General features: G+C 69.3%; 14 protein-coding genes. 10 read left to right on the forward strand and 4 right to left on the reverse strand.

The features are described 5' to 3' along the window. Positions 1 to 39: 39 nt before the first annotated feature. Positions 40 to 1,059 carry a bile acid:sodium symporter family protein gene (locus NBG84_RS00990; protein ID WP_250917258.1) on the reverse strand — a complete coding sequence of 340 codons (1,020 nt, stop codon included), beginning with the start codon at positions 1,057 to 1,059 and terminating at the stop codon, positions 40 to 42. Positions 1,060 to 1,319: 260 nt separating this feature from the next. On the opposite strand from NBG84_RS00990, the gene NBG84_RS00995 reads away from it, so the two are divergent. The 4 genes from NBG84_RS00995 to NBG84_RS01010 all read left to right on the forward strand — a co-directional run bounded on the left by NBG84_RS00995 (position 1,320) and on the right by NBG84_RS01010 (position 6,240). Beyond that, positions 1,320 to 2,219: a LysR family transcriptional regulator gene (locus tag NBG84_RS00995; RefSeq protein ID WP_250917259.1), complete on the forward strand. Its 900-nt coding sequence runs from the start codon at positions 1,320 to 1,322 to the stop codon at positions 2,217 to 2,219. Positions 2,220 to 2,531: 312 nt separating this feature from the next. Then, the gene (locus NBG84_RS01000) at positions 2,532 to 4,331 is read left to right on the forward strand and encodes an AMP-dependent synthetase/ligase (protein ID WP_250917315.1); all 1,800 of its coding nucleotides are present in this window, start codon (positions 2,532 to 2,534) and stop codon (positions 4,329 to 4,331) included. A 208-nt stretch (positions 4,332 to 4,539) separates the two neighbouring features. Continuing rightward, on the forward strand, positions 4,540 to 5,373 hold the full coding sequence (locus tag NBG84_RS01005) for an aldo/keto reductase (protein ID WP_308311987.1): 834 nt from the start codon (positions 4,540 to 4,542) through the stop codon (positions 5,371 to 5,373). A gap of 366 nt (positions 5,374 to 5,739) precedes the next feature. After that, positions 5,740 to 6,240, forward strand: coding sequence for an RICIN domain-containing protein (locus tag NBG84_RS01010; protein ID WP_250917260.1), 501 nt, complete (start codon positions 5,740 to 5,742; stop codon positions 6,238 to 6,240). Positions 6,241 to 6,292: 52 nt separating this feature from the next. Here NBG84_RS01010 and NBG84_RS01015 read toward each other — a convergent pair whose 3' ends face one another. Then, positions 6,293 to 6,538 (reverse strand): hypothetical protein, encoded by a 246-nt coding sequence (locus NBG84_RS01015; RefSeq protein ID WP_250917261.1) that lies wholly within the window; start codon positions 6,536 to 6,538, stop codon positions 6,293 to 6,295. Continuing rightward, complete coding sequence (locus NBG84_RS01020; protein ID WP_250917262.1) at positions 6,535 to 7,527, reverse strand: AraC family transcriptional regulator; 993 nt, start codon at positions 7,525 to 7,527, stop codon at positions 6,535 to 6,537. Before NBG84_RS01020 ends, NBG84_RS01015 begins: the two co-directional genes overlap by 4 nt. Before the next feature lie 80 nt (positions 7,528 to 7,607). Here NBG84_RS01020 and NBG84_RS01025 point away from each other — a divergent pair, with 80 nt between their 5' ends. Then, complete coding sequence (locus tag NBG84_RS01025) at positions 7,608 to 8,459, forward strand: NmrA family NAD(P)-binding protein (protein WP_250917263.1); 852 nt, start codon at positions 7,608 to 7,610, stop codon at positions 8,457 to 8,459. A gap of 146 nt (positions 8,460 to 8,605) precedes the next feature. Here NBG84_RS01025 and NBG84_RS01030 read toward each other — a convergent pair whose 3' ends face one another. Continuing rightward, complete coding sequence (locus NBG84_RS01030) at positions 8,606 to 10,186, reverse strand: ATP-dependent DNA ligase (RefSeq protein ID WP_250917264.1); 1,581 nt, start codon at positions 10,184 to 10,186, stop codon at positions 8,606 to 8,608. Positions 10,187 to 10,972: 786 nt separating this feature from the next. On the opposite strand from NBG84_RS01030, the gene NBG84_RS01035 reads away from it, so the two are divergent. From NBG84_RS01035 to NBG84_RS01055, 5 genes are all read left to right on the forward strand, one after another. Further along, on the forward strand, positions 10,973 to 12,157 hold the full coding sequence (locus NBG84_RS01035) for an MAB_1171c family putative transporter (RefSeq protein WP_250917265.1): 1,185 nt from the start codon (positions 10,973 to 10,975) through the stop codon (positions 12,155 to 12,157). Further along, on the forward strand, positions 12,154 to 13,632 hold the full coding sequence (locus NBG84_RS01040; RefSeq protein WP_250917266.1) for an FAD-dependent oxidoreductase: 1,479 nt from the start codon (positions 12,154 to 12,156) through the stop codon (positions 13,630 to 13,632). The genes NBG84_RS01035 and NBG84_RS01040 overlap by 4 nt, the downstream gene beginning before the upstream one ends. A 307-nt stretch (positions 13,633 to 13,939) precedes the next feature. Next, on the forward strand, positions 13,940 to 14,491 hold the full coding sequence (locus NBG84_RS01045) for a hypothetical protein (RefSeq protein ID WP_250917267.1): 552 nt from the start codon (positions 13,940 to 13,942) through the stop codon (positions 14,489 to 14,491). A gap of 3 nt (positions 14,492 to 14,494) precedes the next feature. After that, complete coding sequence (locus NBG84_RS01050; RefSeq protein ID WP_250917268.1) at positions 14,495 to 15,934, forward strand: MAB_1171c family putative transporter; 1,440 nt, start codon at positions 14,495 to 14,497, stop codon at positions 15,932 to 15,934. A 136-nt stretch (positions 15,935 to 16,070) separates the two neighbouring features. Beyond that, entirely contained in the window at positions 16,071 to 16,499 is a 429-nt protein-coding gene (locus NBG84_RS01055; protein WP_250917269.1) for an SsgA family sporulation/cell division regulator, read from the forward strand.

Genomic DNA, 16,499 nt, shown 5'->3' on the forward strand with positions numbered 1-16,499 from the left:
TGGACCCGGCGAAGGCGCCGGGCGGGCACCTGGTGTCGATTAGTTCGCCGGCTCGGGCGTTGGCTCCGGCAAGGGTGCCGGCCCTGCCGCGGCAGCGTGCCGCTTGGCCAGCACCGCCCCGACCAGCAGTTGGAGCTGGTGGAAGAGCATCAGTGGCAGTACCGCCAGGCTCGCGTCCGCTCCGAAGAGCACGCTGGCCATCGGAAGTCCGGCGGCCAGGCTCTTCTTGGAGCCGGCGAACTGAATCGCGATGCCGTCCGCCCGCCCGAAACCCAGCCATTTCGCTGCGTACCAGGTCAGACAGAGCATCACCGTAAGAAGTACCGCGGCGACCAGCAGCAGCACCCCCAGGCGCTGTGGGGTGATCCGCTGCCAGACGCCGGCGGTCATCCCGGCGCTGAAGGCGCTGTAGACGACGAGCAGGATCGAGCCCCGGTCGACGTAGGACAGGAGGGCGCGATGACGGTCCAGGAAGCGGACGATCCACCGTCTGAGCAGTTGACCGGCGATGAAGGGGGCCAGCAGTTGGAGGGCGACCCTGAACACGGCGTCCGGGGAGAAGCCGCCCGTCTGGCCGCCCAGCAGCAGTGCCGCGAGGAGCGGGGTCGCGAAGATGCCGATGACGCTGGAGAAGGAGCCCGCGCAGATCGCCGCGGGCACATTGCCGCGGGCTATGGAGGTGAAGGCTATCGACGACTGGACCGTGGAGGGCACGAGGCAGAGGAAGAGCAGCCCGGTGGCGAGTTCCGGTGTCAGTGCCCAGGGCTGGAGTCCTCGCGACGCGGCAAGCCCCAGCAGGGGAAAGACCACGAACGTCGCCATGAGCACGGTCGTGTGCAGTCTCCAGTGCCTGACCCCGTCGACGGCTTCCTTGGTGGAGAGGCGGGCGCCGTAGAGGAAGAAGAGGAGGGCGACCGCCCCCATGGACGCACCCCCCACCGCGTCGGCCGCGCCACCGGAGACGGGAAGCAGCGCGGCGAGCCCCACGGTGGCCAGCAGGGCCAGGACGTAGGGGTCGATCGGCAGCCAGGACGGCAGACGAAACCTGGGGCGGCTCATGGGCTCCACTCGCGCTTGCACTGGGCGTCGTGACCCTCACATGGTGCCCTGGAACCCAACGATCGGGAATCACATATACCGCTCTTACTGTCATCACGATATGCGATAGACAGGCCTCTGACGTGCAGATAAGGCGATCAACTGACCCAGGGACGGAGAGATGGAGAACCGAGCCCACAGCACGGCATCGATCGGATGCGGAGGACCCGGCGCGAGGCCCCCGAGGCCGCCTCCACCGGCGGGGGCCCTACCATCAAGGGGTGTACGAGCCCGTTCAGCTGCGCACCTTCCTCGCCGTGGCCCAGACGCTGAGCTTCACCCAGGCGGCGCGCCGCCTGGGACTGCGCCAGTCGACGGTAAGCCAGCACGTACGACGGTTGGAGGAGGCGACGGGCCGTCGGCTGTTCAGCCGGGACACCCATCGGGTGGCGCTGACGGAGGACGGCGAGGCGATGCTCGGCTTCGCCCGGACGATCCTGGCGGCGCATGAGCGCGCGTCCGCCTTCTTCTCCGGCACACGACTGCGCGGGCGACTGCGGTTCGGGGCCTCCGAGGACTTCGTGCAGACGCGGCTGCCGGAGATTCTGGAGTCGTTTCGCCGCGATCATCCCGAGGTGGATCTGGAGCTCACCGTGGAGCTGTCGGGCACCCTGCACCGCCGGCTGGAGGCCGGACGGCTCGATCTGGTGCTCGCCAAGCGGCGGAGCGGGGACACCCATGGCCAACTGGTCTGGCAGGACGCGCTGGTGTGGATCGGTTCGGACCGGCTGCGACTTGATCCGGAGCGTCCGGTGCCGTTGATCGCCTTTCCCCCGCCGGGCATCACCCGGGCCCGCGCCCTGGAGGTGCTGGAGGCGGAGGGCAGGGCCTGGCGGATCACCTGCACCAGCGGGAGCCTCAGTGGGCTGATCGCGGCAGCGCGGGCCGGGCTCGGCGTGATGGCCCACACCCGGGGACTGATCCCCCCGGGGCTGGTCCCGGTACCCGCCCGGGCCGGGCTCCCCGACCTGGGTGAGGTGGACTTCGTCCTGCTGCACGGCCGAAGGCCCACCACGGCGCCCGGGACCCAGGAGGCGGCGGACGCCCTGGCAGCCGCGATCCTCGCCGGTGGCGATCGACTGCACCGCAACCCCGACACCCCCAGCGGCGATCACATCTGATCGGCCCCACCGGGCAGGTGTCCACACCGGCCTCCACCAAAGTCCGTAATGCAGCGCCTGCGGATCGGCGGTGTGGCGGTCATGGCGCAGTACAGATTCCGTGGAGATTCCGGACACCTCCACTGACCCAGGGGTCAGAAGTCTGTACCAATCCGGGGTCATAAGATCGTTTCTCTGGCCCCGACCTGCGCGGATGCTCCTCAGATGCGGTTCTGGCACGGTGTCACACCGCACCGTCAAGTGGGGTACGGTCGCGGCGCTGTGCGGAGCACCACAAGGAGCAGGCCCTTGCGCGAGTTCACTGTCCCTCCCTTGGACGCGGCGCCGCTGGTTGGTGGAGTGGCCGATGCTGTCTTTCACCACGCCCGTGAGGACCCCCATCGAGTGGCCCTGGGCCGCAAGGACGCGGAGGGCGGCTGGCACGATGTCAGTTCCGGGCAGTTCCGTGATGAGGTGCTCGCCCTGGCCAAGGGGCTCATCTCGCAGGGGGTGCGGTTCGGTGACCGGGTAGCGCTCATATCCCGTACGCGCTACGAGTGGACCCTCTTCGACTTCGCGATCTGGACGGTGGGAGCGCAGTCGGTTCCCATCTACCCCACATCGTCGGCGGAGCAGGTGTTGTGGATTCTCCACCATGCCGAGGTCTCGGCCTGCGTCGTCGAGCACGAAGACCACGCCATGACCATCGGCTCGGTGATCAGTCGGCTGCCGCTGCTCAAACGGCTGTGGCAACTGGACGCGGGGGCGGTCGACCAACTGTTCGCGGCGGGCATCCACATCAACGATGAGGTGGTGCACCGGCATCGACGAGCGGTGACCCCCGACTCCACCGCGACCGTGATCTACACCTCGGGCACCACCGCCACTCCTCGGGGCTGTGTCATCACCCATGCCAATCTGATGTTCGAGTCCGACACCCTGGCCGCCCGTTGGGCGCCGCTTCTGCGCTCTCGCTCCGGGAGCACACCCGCCACCCTCCTCTTCCTGCCCCTGGCCCATGTCTTCGGACGGATGGTCCAGGTCGCCGCGATCCGCAACAGGGTCAGGTTGGGTCACCAGTCCACCCTCCGGACCGGCGAGTTACTGCCCGACCTGGCGGCTTTCAGACCGACGTTCTTCCTGGCCGTGCCCTATGTCCTGGAGAACATCTTCCAGTCAGCCCGCCGCAGGGCCGAGACCGAGGGGCGGGCCGGGCAGTTCGACAGGTCCGTCGAGGTGGCGGTGCGGTACGCGGAGGCCCTGGAGCATCGGGCCTTCGGGCTCGGCCCCGGACCGGCGGCGGGGCTTCGGGTGCAGCATCAGTTCTTCGAGAAGGCCGTGTACGCCCGGCTGCGCGCGGCGATGGGCGGCCGGGTGCGGTACGCGATGTCCGGCGGCTCGGGGATGGACCGTCAACTCGCCCTCTTCTTCGCAGGTGCGGGCGTCGCCGTGTACGAGGGCTACGGACTCACCGAGTCGACCGCGGCCGCGACCGGAAACCCACCCGGGCGGCCCCGCTACGGCACGGTGGGGCAGCCCCTGCCCGGCACCACGGTCCATATAGCCGCGGACGGCGAGGTGTGGCTGCACGGCCCCCATGTCTTCGCCGGCTACCTGCACGACCGCAAGGCCACGGACACCGTGCTCCACGAAGGGTGGCTGGCCACGGGCGACATCGGATCCCTCGACGAGCACGGCTATCTGACCATCACCGGCCGGAAGAAGGAGATCCTGGTGACCTCCAGCGGCAAGAGCGTGTGCCCGGTGGCGCTGGAGGAGCGGGTGCGCGCCCATCCGCTGGTGTCCCAGTGCATTCTGGTCGGCAACGACCGCCCCTACATCGCGGCTCTGGTCACCCTCGACCAGGAGGCGGTGGACCACTGGTTGAGAATGCAACGGCGCAAGCCCCTGACACCGTCCCAACTGGTACGGGACTCCGAACTGGAGACAGAGATCCGGCGATCCGTCGTCGCGGCCAACAGCCTGGTGTCACAGGCCGAGTCCATCCGTACGTTCCGCATCCTGGCCCACCCCTTCACCGAGGAGCAGGGTCTGGTGACTCCCACCCTCAAGCTCAAACGCAAGGCCATCGAGGAGGCGTACGCCGCCGAAGTGGCGGCGCTCTATCGCTGAGCCACCGAGCGAAGGCGCCCTCGTATGACGACACCCGCGCGGCCGGGCAGGGTCCACGCTCCCCCAGCCTGCCGCGTGCCCGCCTCGGCCCGCCCCAGGGCCCGAATGGCCGTGGGGACCGTACGGTGGCTGGGAATGGCCTCCCGGGATTGATCGTTGTGGGAGGGAGAATGGGAGTACCAACCGACGACGTAAGGATTCCCCCCTCGTGAGCAAGGTCCCCTCCATCCCCCTCAACAACGGCGTCGAGATGCCCCAGCTCGGATTCGGTGTCTGGCAGGTGCCGGACGACGAAGCGGAGCGCGCGGTGACCACGGCCCTGGAGGCCGGCTACCGCAGCATCGACACGGCGGCCGTCTATGAGAACGAGGCCGGCACCGGGCGTGCCGTCGCCGCCTCGGGCCTCCCCCGCGAGGACCTCTTCATCACCACCAAGCTCTGGAACAGCGACCAGGGCTACGACGCCACCCTGCGCGCCTTTGACTCCTCCCAGCAGCGCCTGGGTCTCGACTACGTCGACCTCTACCTGATCCACTGGCCCATGCCCGCGAAGGACACGGCGGCGGACACCTACCGGGCGTTCGAGAAGCTCCTTCAGGACGGTCGGGTCAAGGCCATCGGTGTGTCGAACTTCCTCACCGAGCATCTGGAGCAGCTCATCCAGAAGACCTCGGTGGTCCCGGCGGTGAACCAGGTGGAGCTGCACCCCCACCTCCAGCAGGACGAGCTGCGCGAGTTCCACGCTCAGCACGGCATCGCGACCGAGGCGTGGTCGCCATTGGGCCAGGGCAAGGGTCTGCTGGAGGTTCCGACCGTGATCGCGGTCGCCCAGAAGCACGGGCGCACACCGGCACAGGTGGTGTTGCGCTGGCACATCCAGCTCGGCAATGTGGTGATCCCCAAGTCCGTGACGCCTTCTCGCATCCGGGAGAACCTGGACGTGTTCGGCTTTGAGCTCGACACGGACGATCTGGCGGCACTTCGGGCGCTCGACGAGGACAGGCGACTGGGCCCGGACCCGGCGACGTTCAACGTCGCCTGACCTGCCACACCGCTGCCGGGCGCCCCGGACCAAGGGCGATCCGGGACCAGCGGCGGAAGCCGGCAAGAGGGTGGGTCAGTGGATCGTTTCCCAGCCGTAGACCCCGCGCCGCCGCGGTCGGGGCGACCACGCGGGCTGGGCGAGTACGACTACGCGATCGTTTCCCAGCCATCGATACAGCGCAGCTCGCCGATGTCCGCCGGTCAGCCGTCTCCCCACCGTTGCCGTACCGTGCCGGACCCCGCGTGTCCCCGTCCGCCGTATCCACCGCGGACGGGGACACGCGCCTCCCCCACCCCCCGTTTTCTCGTACACTTGTTCGATGCAAAGAGTGGGCGGCGTTCGGCCGAGCAAGGAGTACATGACGTGAGCGGGGCATTTCCGGCTGGCCGCTATCTGGTGCGCAACACCGGCAGCGGGCTGCTCCTTGAGGTGTACGGCGGGGTCAAGGGCAGTGGCGCCGTGGTGCAGCTGGGAGTCGAGAAGGGGACGGCGGCCCAGCAGTGGCAGATCGATCCGGTACCCAACGGCGGCGGGCTCTACCACTTCGTGAGCGTCGCCAGTGGCAAGCGCCTCGATGTGGCGGCCGCCTCCACCGAGAACGGCGCCCGGATCCAGCAGTGGCGCCCCAACAACTTCGGCGCTCAGGAGTGGATCATCGAGCGCCGCCTCGATGCCCCGGGCACCGTCTCCATCGTCAGTTTCATCAGCGGCCTGCTCCTGGAGACCGTGGACGGAAGCACCGATGACGGTGCACGGGTGCAGCAGTGGGAGGACACGGACTCACCCGGCCAGCAGTGGGAGGACACGGACTCACCCGGCCAGCAGTGGCAGTTCGAGCCGTGCCCCTCAGGCGCCAGCGGGTAGGCCTCGGTCAAGCCCCCAGCTCAGCGCAGTGCCCCAGATACCGTTCGCGCGCTCAGCAGATAGACGTCCGCACGATGCGCCAGCCCCTCGGATCGCCGGGCTCGGACAGCCGCTCCAGTACGGCGGTGCCGTCCGCTTCGAGTAGTTCATCCAGCACATCGCGGTGCTGCCGAAGGCCGTGGACACGGTGGTCTCGCACCCTTCTGGGAGGGCCGGGATATCCAGGAGGAAGGTCCGTGGCCCCCTGGGCGAAAGACCCGCCACGGCCAGCAGGCCAGTCCTCGACTTCCTCCTTCATGGTGTCAGAATCGCCTGCGGCCGGCGTTGGGGCGAGGCCTGTCGCCGCTTTGGCGGCGCGTTGCCGGTGCGGTGTTCCTGGGGGCTGACGCCTCGTACGCGTTTGAAGGCGGCGCTCAGGGCGAAGGAGCCGCCGTAGCCGACTCTGCGAGCCACCGTGTCCACCGTCGCATCGGTGGTGCGGAGCAGATCAGCGGCCAGATCCAGCCGCCAGCGGGTGAGGTGGGTCATCGGAGGTTCGCCCACGAGTTGATGGAAGCGCCGTGCGAGTTGCGCCCTGGAGACTCCGCATTCGTCGGCGAGGGTGGCGACGGTCCATGGGTGGGCGGGGGTGTCCTGCATCAGTCGCAGCGCTCGCCCCACCACCGGGTCGCCCAGGGCGAGGTACCAGGCAGGGGCATGGGCTTCGGGGCGGGCGAACCAGGAGCGCAGCGCGGCGATCAGCAGGAGATCGAGGGTCCGGTCGAGCATCACGCTCTGGCCGGGGTCGTCGCGCTCCATCTCTTCGGCGAGGAACGGCATCAAGGGGCAGTTCCACGCGTCGGAGGGGAGATGGACCAGCGGAGGCAGGGCATCGAGCAGTCGGCCGCTGATCTCGCTCCCCACCTGGTAGGTGCCGACCTGCATCACCATGGAGCCGTGGGGGTCGTTGCCCCAGGTCCGCACGCCCATCCGCAGGGATTGGTCGAGGGGTTCGCCCCGCAAGGTGTGGCAGGTGCCGCCGGGGCCGGCCAGTACCTGTGGCCGGGTGTCGGGGCTGCCTGCCACCGTGTAGGGGGCAGGCCCGCGGACGATCCCCAGGTCACCGGGGTGCAGCAGGATGGCGTCCCCGTCGTCGGGGATGATCCAGGCCGTTCCCTCGACCAGGCACATCAGCGTGAGGGGCGCTTGGTCCTCGACCCGTATGGACCAGGGTGGTTCCATCACCATCCGCAGCAGAAAGGCCCCTCGGGCGCGAGGTCCGGCCAAGAGTCCGGCGAGAGCATCCATGGGGTCAGCGTAGACGCAGGCATATGGAACTGAGCCTCTGAAGCATGGATCGTCCATGCCGGGTGCCCGAGTCTTGGGTCATGACAGCGAATGCACAGCAGGAAACGGTGTTGGTGACGGCGGCGACGGGCAAGACGGGCCGACGGGTGGTAGCGCGGCTCCAGGCTCGCGGGGTGCCGGTGCGGGCGGGTTCGCGTACTCCGGGGGCCGGTGGGGGCGAGGTTGTCTTCGACTGGGACTCGGCGGCCACCTGGGGCCCGGCACTGGTCGGGGTGGACTCGGCCTATGTGGCCTTCTACCCGGATCTGGCGGCTCCGGGGGCAGTCGAGGCGATGAGCGGGTTCGGCCGGGTGGCGGCGGAGCAGGGTGTGCGGCACCTGGTGCTGCTGTCGGGGCGCGGTGAGCCGGATGCGGTGGTGTCGGAGGAGGCCCTGCGTGCTTCGGGGGTGCCGCTGACCGTCGTACGGGCGGCGTTCTTCGCTCAGAACTTCTCCGAGGGCGTGCTGGCCGACCTTGTCGCCGGCGGTGCGATCGCCTTCCCCGGTGCTCAGACGCCGGAGCCCTTCATTGACGCGGACGACATCGCGGACGTGGTGGTGGCCGCGCTCACCGAGGGCGGCCATCGGGGGAAGGTCCATGAGGTCACCGGCCCTCGGCTGGTCACCTTTGGCGAGGCCGCGGCGGAGTTGGGGTCCGCGCTGGGCCGTGAGGTCCGGTATCTGCCGGTTTCGGGTCCAGAGTTCGCCGCCCTGCTCCAGCAGGCGGGCTTCCCGGAGCCGGACGCGCAGTGGCTGGCGGCTCTGTGCACGATGCTGATGGACGGTCACAACGCATCGACGACGAACGCGGTGCGGGAGGTGCTGGGGCGTGATCCGAAGGACTTCAAGGACTTCGCCCGGGACGCGGTGGCGGCGGACGCCTGGCATAGCTGACTGGTCCCGGCGCTGGAACCGCGCTGGAACCGCGGTGAGCGCGGAGGTCCGGCGAGGTGTGGTGGGCGCTGGACTTCCGGCGCCCACGACCCGTCGGGGCGCCGAGTCGGCGAACGGGATGCGGAGCGCCCGGCGGGGTTGCCCGCTCAGCTGTCGGAGGCAGGCCCCGGTACCTCGTCGGTCCGTGCGACCGGGCCGGCTTCCAGGACCCGGTCAATGCCGTCGACCTCCCGAGCCGGTTTGTCGGGGCGATGGCGCACCACCCGGGCGAAGCGCAGGGTGACCCCGGCCGGATAGCGCGGGGAGCGCTGCACTCCGTCGTAGGCGATCTCCACCACCAGTTCGGGGCGGACCCGTACCGTGAATCCGTCGTCCTCGACGGCGAGTTCGGTCAGTCGGCCGGTCTGCCAGCGCAGCATCTCATCGGTGAGCCCCTTGAAGGTCTTGCCCAGCATGACGAAGGTGCCATCGGCGGCCTGGGCTCCCAGATGGAGGTTGGACAGCAGCCCGGTGCGGCGGCCATGACCCCATTCGGCGGCCAGGACCACCAGATCGAGGGTGTGCACGGGCTTCACCTTGAGCCATGTGCGCCCGCGCCGACCCGCCACATACGGCGCTTTGACCGCCTTGACCAGGACTCCTTCATGGCCGCGGCGCAGGGTGTCGGCCATGAACTCCTCCGCGGCGACGAGTTGACCCCTGTCATGGGGATCGCCGACGACCATCCGGCGGATGCGCATCGGCTCCGGCACGATACGGGCGAGTACCGCCTGCCGCCGCTCACCGGAGAGATCGAGGGTGTCCTCGCCATCGGCGGTGAGGACATCGAAGAAGACGGGGGACACGGGCAGTAGGGCCCGCGCAGCCGCCACATCGGTGCGCGAGCCCACCCGGGAGGCGATCTCCTGGAAGGGGACGGGCCGACCGCTCGGGTCGAAGGCGATGACCTCCCCGTCCAGGATGAACCGATCCCCCGCCATAGCGCGCGCGGCCGCGCCCACCTCGGGCACCCGTTCGGTGATGTCGTCCAGTGAGCGGGTGAAGACCCTGATCAGCTCACCGTCCCGATGCACCTGGATGCGGATGCCATCGAGTTTCTCCTCGACCGCACAGGGTTCGGCGAGGGTGCGTACGGCTTCGGTGACCGACTTCGCCGTATGGGCCAGCATGGGCTGTACGGGGGTGCCCACCCGCAGCCCGAAGCGGGCGAGCGCGGAACTCCCGTCGGTGAGGAGCACCTGAGCCACCCGGGGCAGTGAGCCATCCACCATGACGGCCCGGCGGACCGCGGCGGCGGGGGCGTCCGCGGCCCGGGCGACGGCCTCCAGAGCGATCGCGTCCAGCGCTCCCTGGCGCACCTCCCCCAGCAGCAGCCGGGTGAGGAACTGCTGCTCCTCGTCGGTCGCGGCGGACATCAGCTCTGCCAGCAGGCGCCGGCGCATCCGCTGGGAGCCGGGACCCTGGACGGCGGCGAGGGCGGTGAGGGCCGCATCGAGTCCGGAGACGGTGAGGGTGGCCGTCGCGGCGGGCGGTGGCGGGTCCTTGAGGGCGCTCCAGCCGATACCGATACGGCCCTGCGGGACCCGTCCGGCCAGATAGGCGATGACCAGGTCGACCAACTGGGGATCGGTGTCCGAGAACACCTTGGCGAGCAGGCCGATCTTCCGTGAGCGTGCGGAGGTGGCGGCCACGTCCCGGGACGCTTCCGCGAGTCGAGCCAGCAGCATGTGGCCATGGTGCATCGCGACGCCGAGTGCCGCATCCGGGAGCCGCTGACTGCCGCACCGCCCACAGCGCGGCGCTCAAGACGGGGGCCTGGCGGCGGCCATCAGTCCCGCGCCATCGCTCGTCGACCGCTTCGGCAACGGGCACTGCGCGGCCCGGCCCCGGTGACCAGGGGGGGAATCCATCGGAGTGATGCCATCGGTGCGGCCTCCGTTCCCTCCCTTCGGGCATTTCCCTCCGCGCCCACAGCGCGGGGCTCTCCCTTGAGCGACGGAGAACATGGCAGAACTCGGAACCAGGAGTGTCCCGCGGCTTCCGGCCGCTGTGGCGGCGCGTAACGCCGGTGAGAAGCCGGGCAGACCACCCTCAACCGGTCCCTGAGCGAGGTCGCGTGGACTGAGCGCGACCGGGCCGCCCACCCGTGTCACCGCCGGACAGCTCGTACCGCGCCACCGGTCCGATGGGCAACTGCCGGGCCGAATCCGCTCTGTTGCATACTGATGCGGGACTCGCGGGATACACGCCCCAACTCCTCCCCACCACGCCTCTGTTTCCCTGTGCGACAGCTCTGTTCAGACCACAGCGCCAGGGGACGGAGCTCGCGGCGTACCGTGGCGCGGGGTGGGATTGCCTGGGGTGTGCCGTCTCGGAGGGCAGTCGCGGACATCGGGCAGAACCGGGGGTGAGTGCCGTGCGAGGCGAGCGCGAAGGAGTGCGCCGGCGGTGCGCGGAGCCATGGCCGGGCCGCGGCGGTCATCCGGCGGTGGACCCCGGAACGGGTGGTGTCCATGGATGACCTGAGCATGACCGCTCCGGCCGCCCTCCTCTTCGGGGCCTTCCTGCTCAAACTCCCCGCGCTGGTCCGCAATCGGCAGGACATCCTGCTGAGGGCGGTCTGTGGACTGCTGCTGGTCGCCAGCCTGGTCTTCCTCCTGGCCGCGGTGCCGACGGTGGCGGCGATCAACCGGATCTCCGGAGTGCCCAATCTCGCCGCCCCGCTGGTCTACAGCGTACTGACGGCCTTCAGCGGCGCCTGTGTCGTCCTCATCATCATCTGGCGCGGCGGCACAACGGATCAGACCCGGCGGGCGTCCACCCTCTGCGTGATCGCCTACGGCCTGGTGATCGTCGCGTTGAACCTCCTGTTCCTGCTCGGAGACGCGCCGGTCGAGCGGCGTGAGGACCTGGACACCTACTACGCCAACACCCCGTTCATCCGCGAGATGATCGTGCTGTACCTGCTGGCGCACAGTGTGGCCGCCGTGGTGATGACGGTGCTGTGCTGGCGGTGGTCACTCCAGGTCAAGGGGGTGCTGCGAGTCGGCCTTTTGCTGATCTTCGGCGGTTACATCCTCAATCTCGGCTTCGATGTGGCGAAGTTGCTCGCTGTCGGCGCGCGTTGGACCGGCCATGACTGGGACACGCTGTCCACCGATGTGGCCCGGCCCCTTGCCTCGGTGGCAGCGCCGCTGGTCGGAGGGGGTTTCGTCCTTCCGCTGGTGACTCAGCGGGTGGGCATCGGCTGGCGTACCGCGGTGCGTTACCGCCGACTCGCGACGCTTCAGAGGCAATTGACGGCCGACGCCGGCCGCAGCGGGCCCGGGGTGGCCATCGGCCCCTGGGCACCACTGGAGCTGCGGCTCACCCAGCGCGAGGCGGCCATCCACGATGGGATCATCGGCCTGCGCCCGTACTTCGACCGCTTGGTGCACAGCGATGTCCACGGCCGTGCGCTGGCTCAGGGGCATCCACCGGCCCAGGCTCGCATTCTGGCGGACGCGGCCATGATCGCGGCGGCGAGCCGGGTGCAGTCGGCGCATCCCGGCCGGACCACCCTTGCCGAAGGCAAGGAGTCCGTGCAACCTTCCACCCAAGCGGATGATCTTGTACGGATGTCCCTCGCCCTACGCCATTCACCACTCGTCCACGAAGCGAGCCGCCGCGCGGCCACATCGGAGAGCAGCAACTCATGAGTGATCCCCTGAGATCCCCCCGGAGAACCCGCAGCCGCCGGGCAGTGATCATCGGAGGAGGGTTCGCGGGCGTCCTGGCCGCCGCAGCGTGTCGGGCATTCGTGGACGAGGTGACCATCGTGGAGCGGGATGTCCTGCCGAATGGCCCCCTCCCCCGCAAGGGCCTTCCACAAGCCCGCCATCTGCATGCCCTCTGGTCGGGCGGCGCGAACGCGGTCGAGTCACTCGTCCCCGGGGTGACCGGGAAACTACTGGCCGCGGGGGCACGCCGAGTCCCGCTGCCCACCGGGATGGTGTCCCTCTCACCGGGCGGTTGGTACCGGCGCTGGCCTGAGTCGCACTACCTCATCGCCTGCAGCCGCGATCTCCTGGACTGGGCGATCAGGGATCTGGTGCTGCGGCAGTCGCATGTCACGGTGGTGGAGAGCGCCGAACCGGTGGGGCTGATCGGCGACGCACGGCGTATCGACGGCGTACGAATACGGTTGGAGGACGGTTCCGAACAGCAGTTGGCGGCCGATCTCGTCGTCGATGCCTCGGGCCGTTCCTCCCGCGGCCCGCAGTGGCTCAAGGACCTGGGGGTCAGCCCGGTGCGGGAGTTGGCAGTCGATGCCGGAGTCGCCTACGCCAGCCGGGTCTATCGAGCGCCAGCCGGATCCGAGGACTCCCCTCTCTTCATCATCCAGCCCGACTCCCGGCTGCCTGGCCCCGGCCAGTCCGCGGGCATCATGCCGATAGAGGATCAGCGTTGGCTGGTGAGCCTCTCGGGCACTCGTGGTGGTGAGCCCACCGACGATGAGTCCACCTACCTTGACTTCGCCAAAGGCGTGCGCCACCCCCTGGTCGGTGAACTCATCGCGGATGCCGAACCGCTGAGCGAGATCACCGTCACCCGGAGCACGGTGAATCGACGGCGGCTCTACGAGCGGTGCCGACACACTCCGGAGGGCTATGTGGCGATCGGTGACGCCGTCGCCGCCCTCAACCCGGTCTACGGCCAGGGCATGTCGGTGGCCGCGCTGGGAGCCGTGGCGCTGCGGGGCGAGCTGCGCCGGGCCGGGGTCACAGCGCCGGGGCTCGCCCGTCGCGCCCAGCGGGCGATCGCCCGCCCCACACAGGTGGCTTGGGGCCTCGCCACCGGCCAGGACATCTTCTATCCCGGCGCCCGGGGACGGCTGCCCAACGCCGCGGATCGGCTGCTGAGTCGCTATGTCAATCGACTGGTGAAGACCTCGACCGGGTCCTACTCCATGGCCAAGGCGCTCACCGATGTGATGACGCTCCAATCCGGCTTTGACCGGTTGGTCCGCCCCGACGTTCTGATCGGGGCGGTACGGGGACCCCTGCGGCCGAGGCTCTCCAAGCCGCCACTGACCCGGCGGGAGTTGGGATTCCTCCGCCCCGGAGGGAGCGGTGCGAGCGGCCCCGACGCGCGCGACGGCGTCCGGCGCGATTCCGGCCGAACCGAGCCGTAGGAGCGGGACACCCGCTCCGGGGAGCGCACGCACGGGGAACGGCGATCGGGTCATCGGGGCCGGTGGCACACCGGCACATGCCCAGCGGTGCGGGGCTGTGGGCTGCCGTTCGGGGCCTGGCGCCGACCGCACCGCGCACTCCCCTCGGGACGCACGGCAGCCCAGGATCCACCAGACGTCACCTGATCGTGTCCAGATTCCCGATGACGTTACCGGGAGTCCATGCCCACGCCCCCTAACCCTCGGTACGGTGTGACACCAGGCCGAGGCTGTCGAGCAGGGGAGTGGAGTGGGCACCAGGAGCGCCATGCGCCAGCTTCGCGACGAACTGGCCCGCGCACTCGAAGAGGCCGGGCCGGTCGGGCCCCAGGAGGTGTTCGCCGCTCTCTGCGCCCGACTCAGCGAACGCCGCGGCCGACCGGTGGTGCTCCATCTGGTGGAGTTCCCGCCCCAGACGGCCAGTGGGCTCTATCTGGACATGGCCGACCGGGACATCATCTGCGTCCAGGCGAACACCCACCCACTGCACCAGTTGATCATTTTCGGTCATGAGGTGTGGCACATGGTGGCCGGGCACAGCACAGCGCCCGCCACCGGCCCGGTGGGCACGACCGGTACGAGCCCGACAGGGCCGACGGCCGCCGCCCTGCTGGCCACCGACAGCGCCGGCATGGCATCGAGCGTCCAGAAACTCGCCGCACGTACCGACTTTCGACAGGCACAGGAGTCAGAGGCCGAGACCTTCGGTCTGGAGTTGGGGGCCCAGGTGCGCAAATGGCTGGAGCGCACCCCCGACAAGGCACCCACCAGCGCAGTCGCCCAACGTATCCAGGCATCCCTCGGACACCGCCAAGGCTGATCCATGCACAACAGCGACTACTACGTCCCATCGGTCGTCCTTGCCATCGCGTTGGCCGCCAAACTGCCCGCGTTACGGCGCGGCTGGCGCGACCCCCTGGTGCGTTCGGTGCACTTTCTCCTCTTCACCGCATCGGCGTGCTTCGTACTCGCCGCTCCAGCCACCATCGCGCGCATCAACCGCCTCACCGGCGAGCCGAACATCGCGGCCCCCCTGGTCTACTGCTTCCTCTGCGCGTTCAGCTGTACGTGTCTGATCCTGATCGCCAAATGGCGGGGCGGGGCGCCGGAGCGGGTACGGCGCGGCACCCGCGGATGGGTCATCGCGTACGGCACCGTCATCGCGGCCCTCGGCGTCCTCTTCGCGCTCGGGGACGCCCCGGTGGAGCGATTGCGGGACTTCGACACCTACTACGCGAACACCCCGTTCCTCCGCGAGATGATCGTCCTCTATCTGCTGGCCCACACCGTCGCGGCCCTGGTGACCACGATGATGTGTCTGCTGTGGGCCCGTGCGGTGGGCCAGTGGCTCCGGGCGGGGCTCTGTCTGCTGGTGGCCGGGTTCTTCTTCAACCTGTCCTTCGGCATCGCCAAACTGACCGCGGTGGCGGCTCGATGGGCGGGGCACGACTGGGACGAACTGAGTACGACGGCGGCGCCTCTCTTGGCCTCCACCGGGGGTTTGACCACCGCGATCGGCTTTCTGGTGCCGCTGCTCGGTCCGCGCTGCGCCGCAGCGCTCTACGCAGGCCTCACCTACACCCGGCTCGGCGCCCTCTGGCACTGGCTCAGTCCGGCCCAGCGAGGAGGGGACACCACCGCCCGACCCAGGATTCCCTGGTGGGCCGCGCCCGAACTGCGACTGACGGTCCGCGAGACCGTGATCCATGACGAACTGCTGCGGCTCCAGCCCTATCTGGACGACCGGGTCCGACGCCGTGCCTACGCGTCGGCGGTCATCGGCTATGCGCCGCGGCGGTGCGCCAAGGCGGTGGGCGTCGCGGCGATGGTGATCACCGCGGTGGAGGCGCGCCGCGTCGGGGAACCGCCGAGCGAGGCCTCGGACCGCGCCCAGGCGGGGGTGCGCGCCCTGACCGCGGCACTCAGCCCCGGCCGCGAAGGACTCGTACGACTCTCCCAGATACTGCGCTCCCCCTATCTGACGGATGCCGTACGCAAGGAGGCCGCCGGAGCGGGACTGCCCCCTTCACCGCATGCCAGAAGTACCTCGAAGGCTCCGAACGGCTCCTCACCCACGCAGACCGAGCCGTCGAAGGCGCCAGGAGAGGAGGCGTGGCCCGTGACGGGCGAGCCCGACCCCACCATCACCGGGGGATCGCTCTGTCGCACCCCATGTCGTCGCGGAATCACCTGGTTGTCGTACTGGTTCCGCTGTGCGGTCCAACCGTCCGCCTCCAAGGGATCGCCCACCGACCCCGGATGAGCTGCGAAGAAGCCCCACCCGCCCCTACTGTGACATAGGTCACAGCGTCTGATCGCCCTCCTGGTGAAGTGCTGTGGCACCGAACTGCGTCGTAGATCGCAAGGAGTTGAACAATCAACCGCAGAGGAGCGACTTGATGTTCCCCACTGTTGAACAGTCGATCCCGGCACACCTCATCAGCGATGCGCCGCAACCCGTGCCCGTGACGGTGGGTCTGCACTACAGCGCCCATGACCCGCTCGCCGTCCGGATGATCTTTCCCACCGCGGTTTCCCTCGATGGTGCCTGTGTGACCTGGACTTTCGCCCGGGAATTGCTGGACTCGGGACTGCACACCCCGTCCGGTGAGGGCGATGTGCACATCTGGCCCTATGACCGGGCACAGACCATGGTGGAGTTGCGCTCCGCCGAGGGGGTGGCACTGATGCGCTTCGCGAGCGGTCGGCTGCGGCACTTCCTCCTCCACTCCTATGCGACCGTCCCGGCGGAGTTGGAGAGCCGGGCACTCGACATCGACACAGGCCTGGCCGCCCTGCTCGGTGAGGCCAAGGACTGGCAGGACTGA

This window comes from Streptomyces albipurpureus (genome assembly GCF_023701525.1).
In the GTDB taxonomy this organism is placed as follows: domain Bacteria; phylum Actinomycetota; class Actinomycetes; order Streptomycetales; family Streptomycetaceae; genus Streptomyces; species Streptomyces albipurpureus.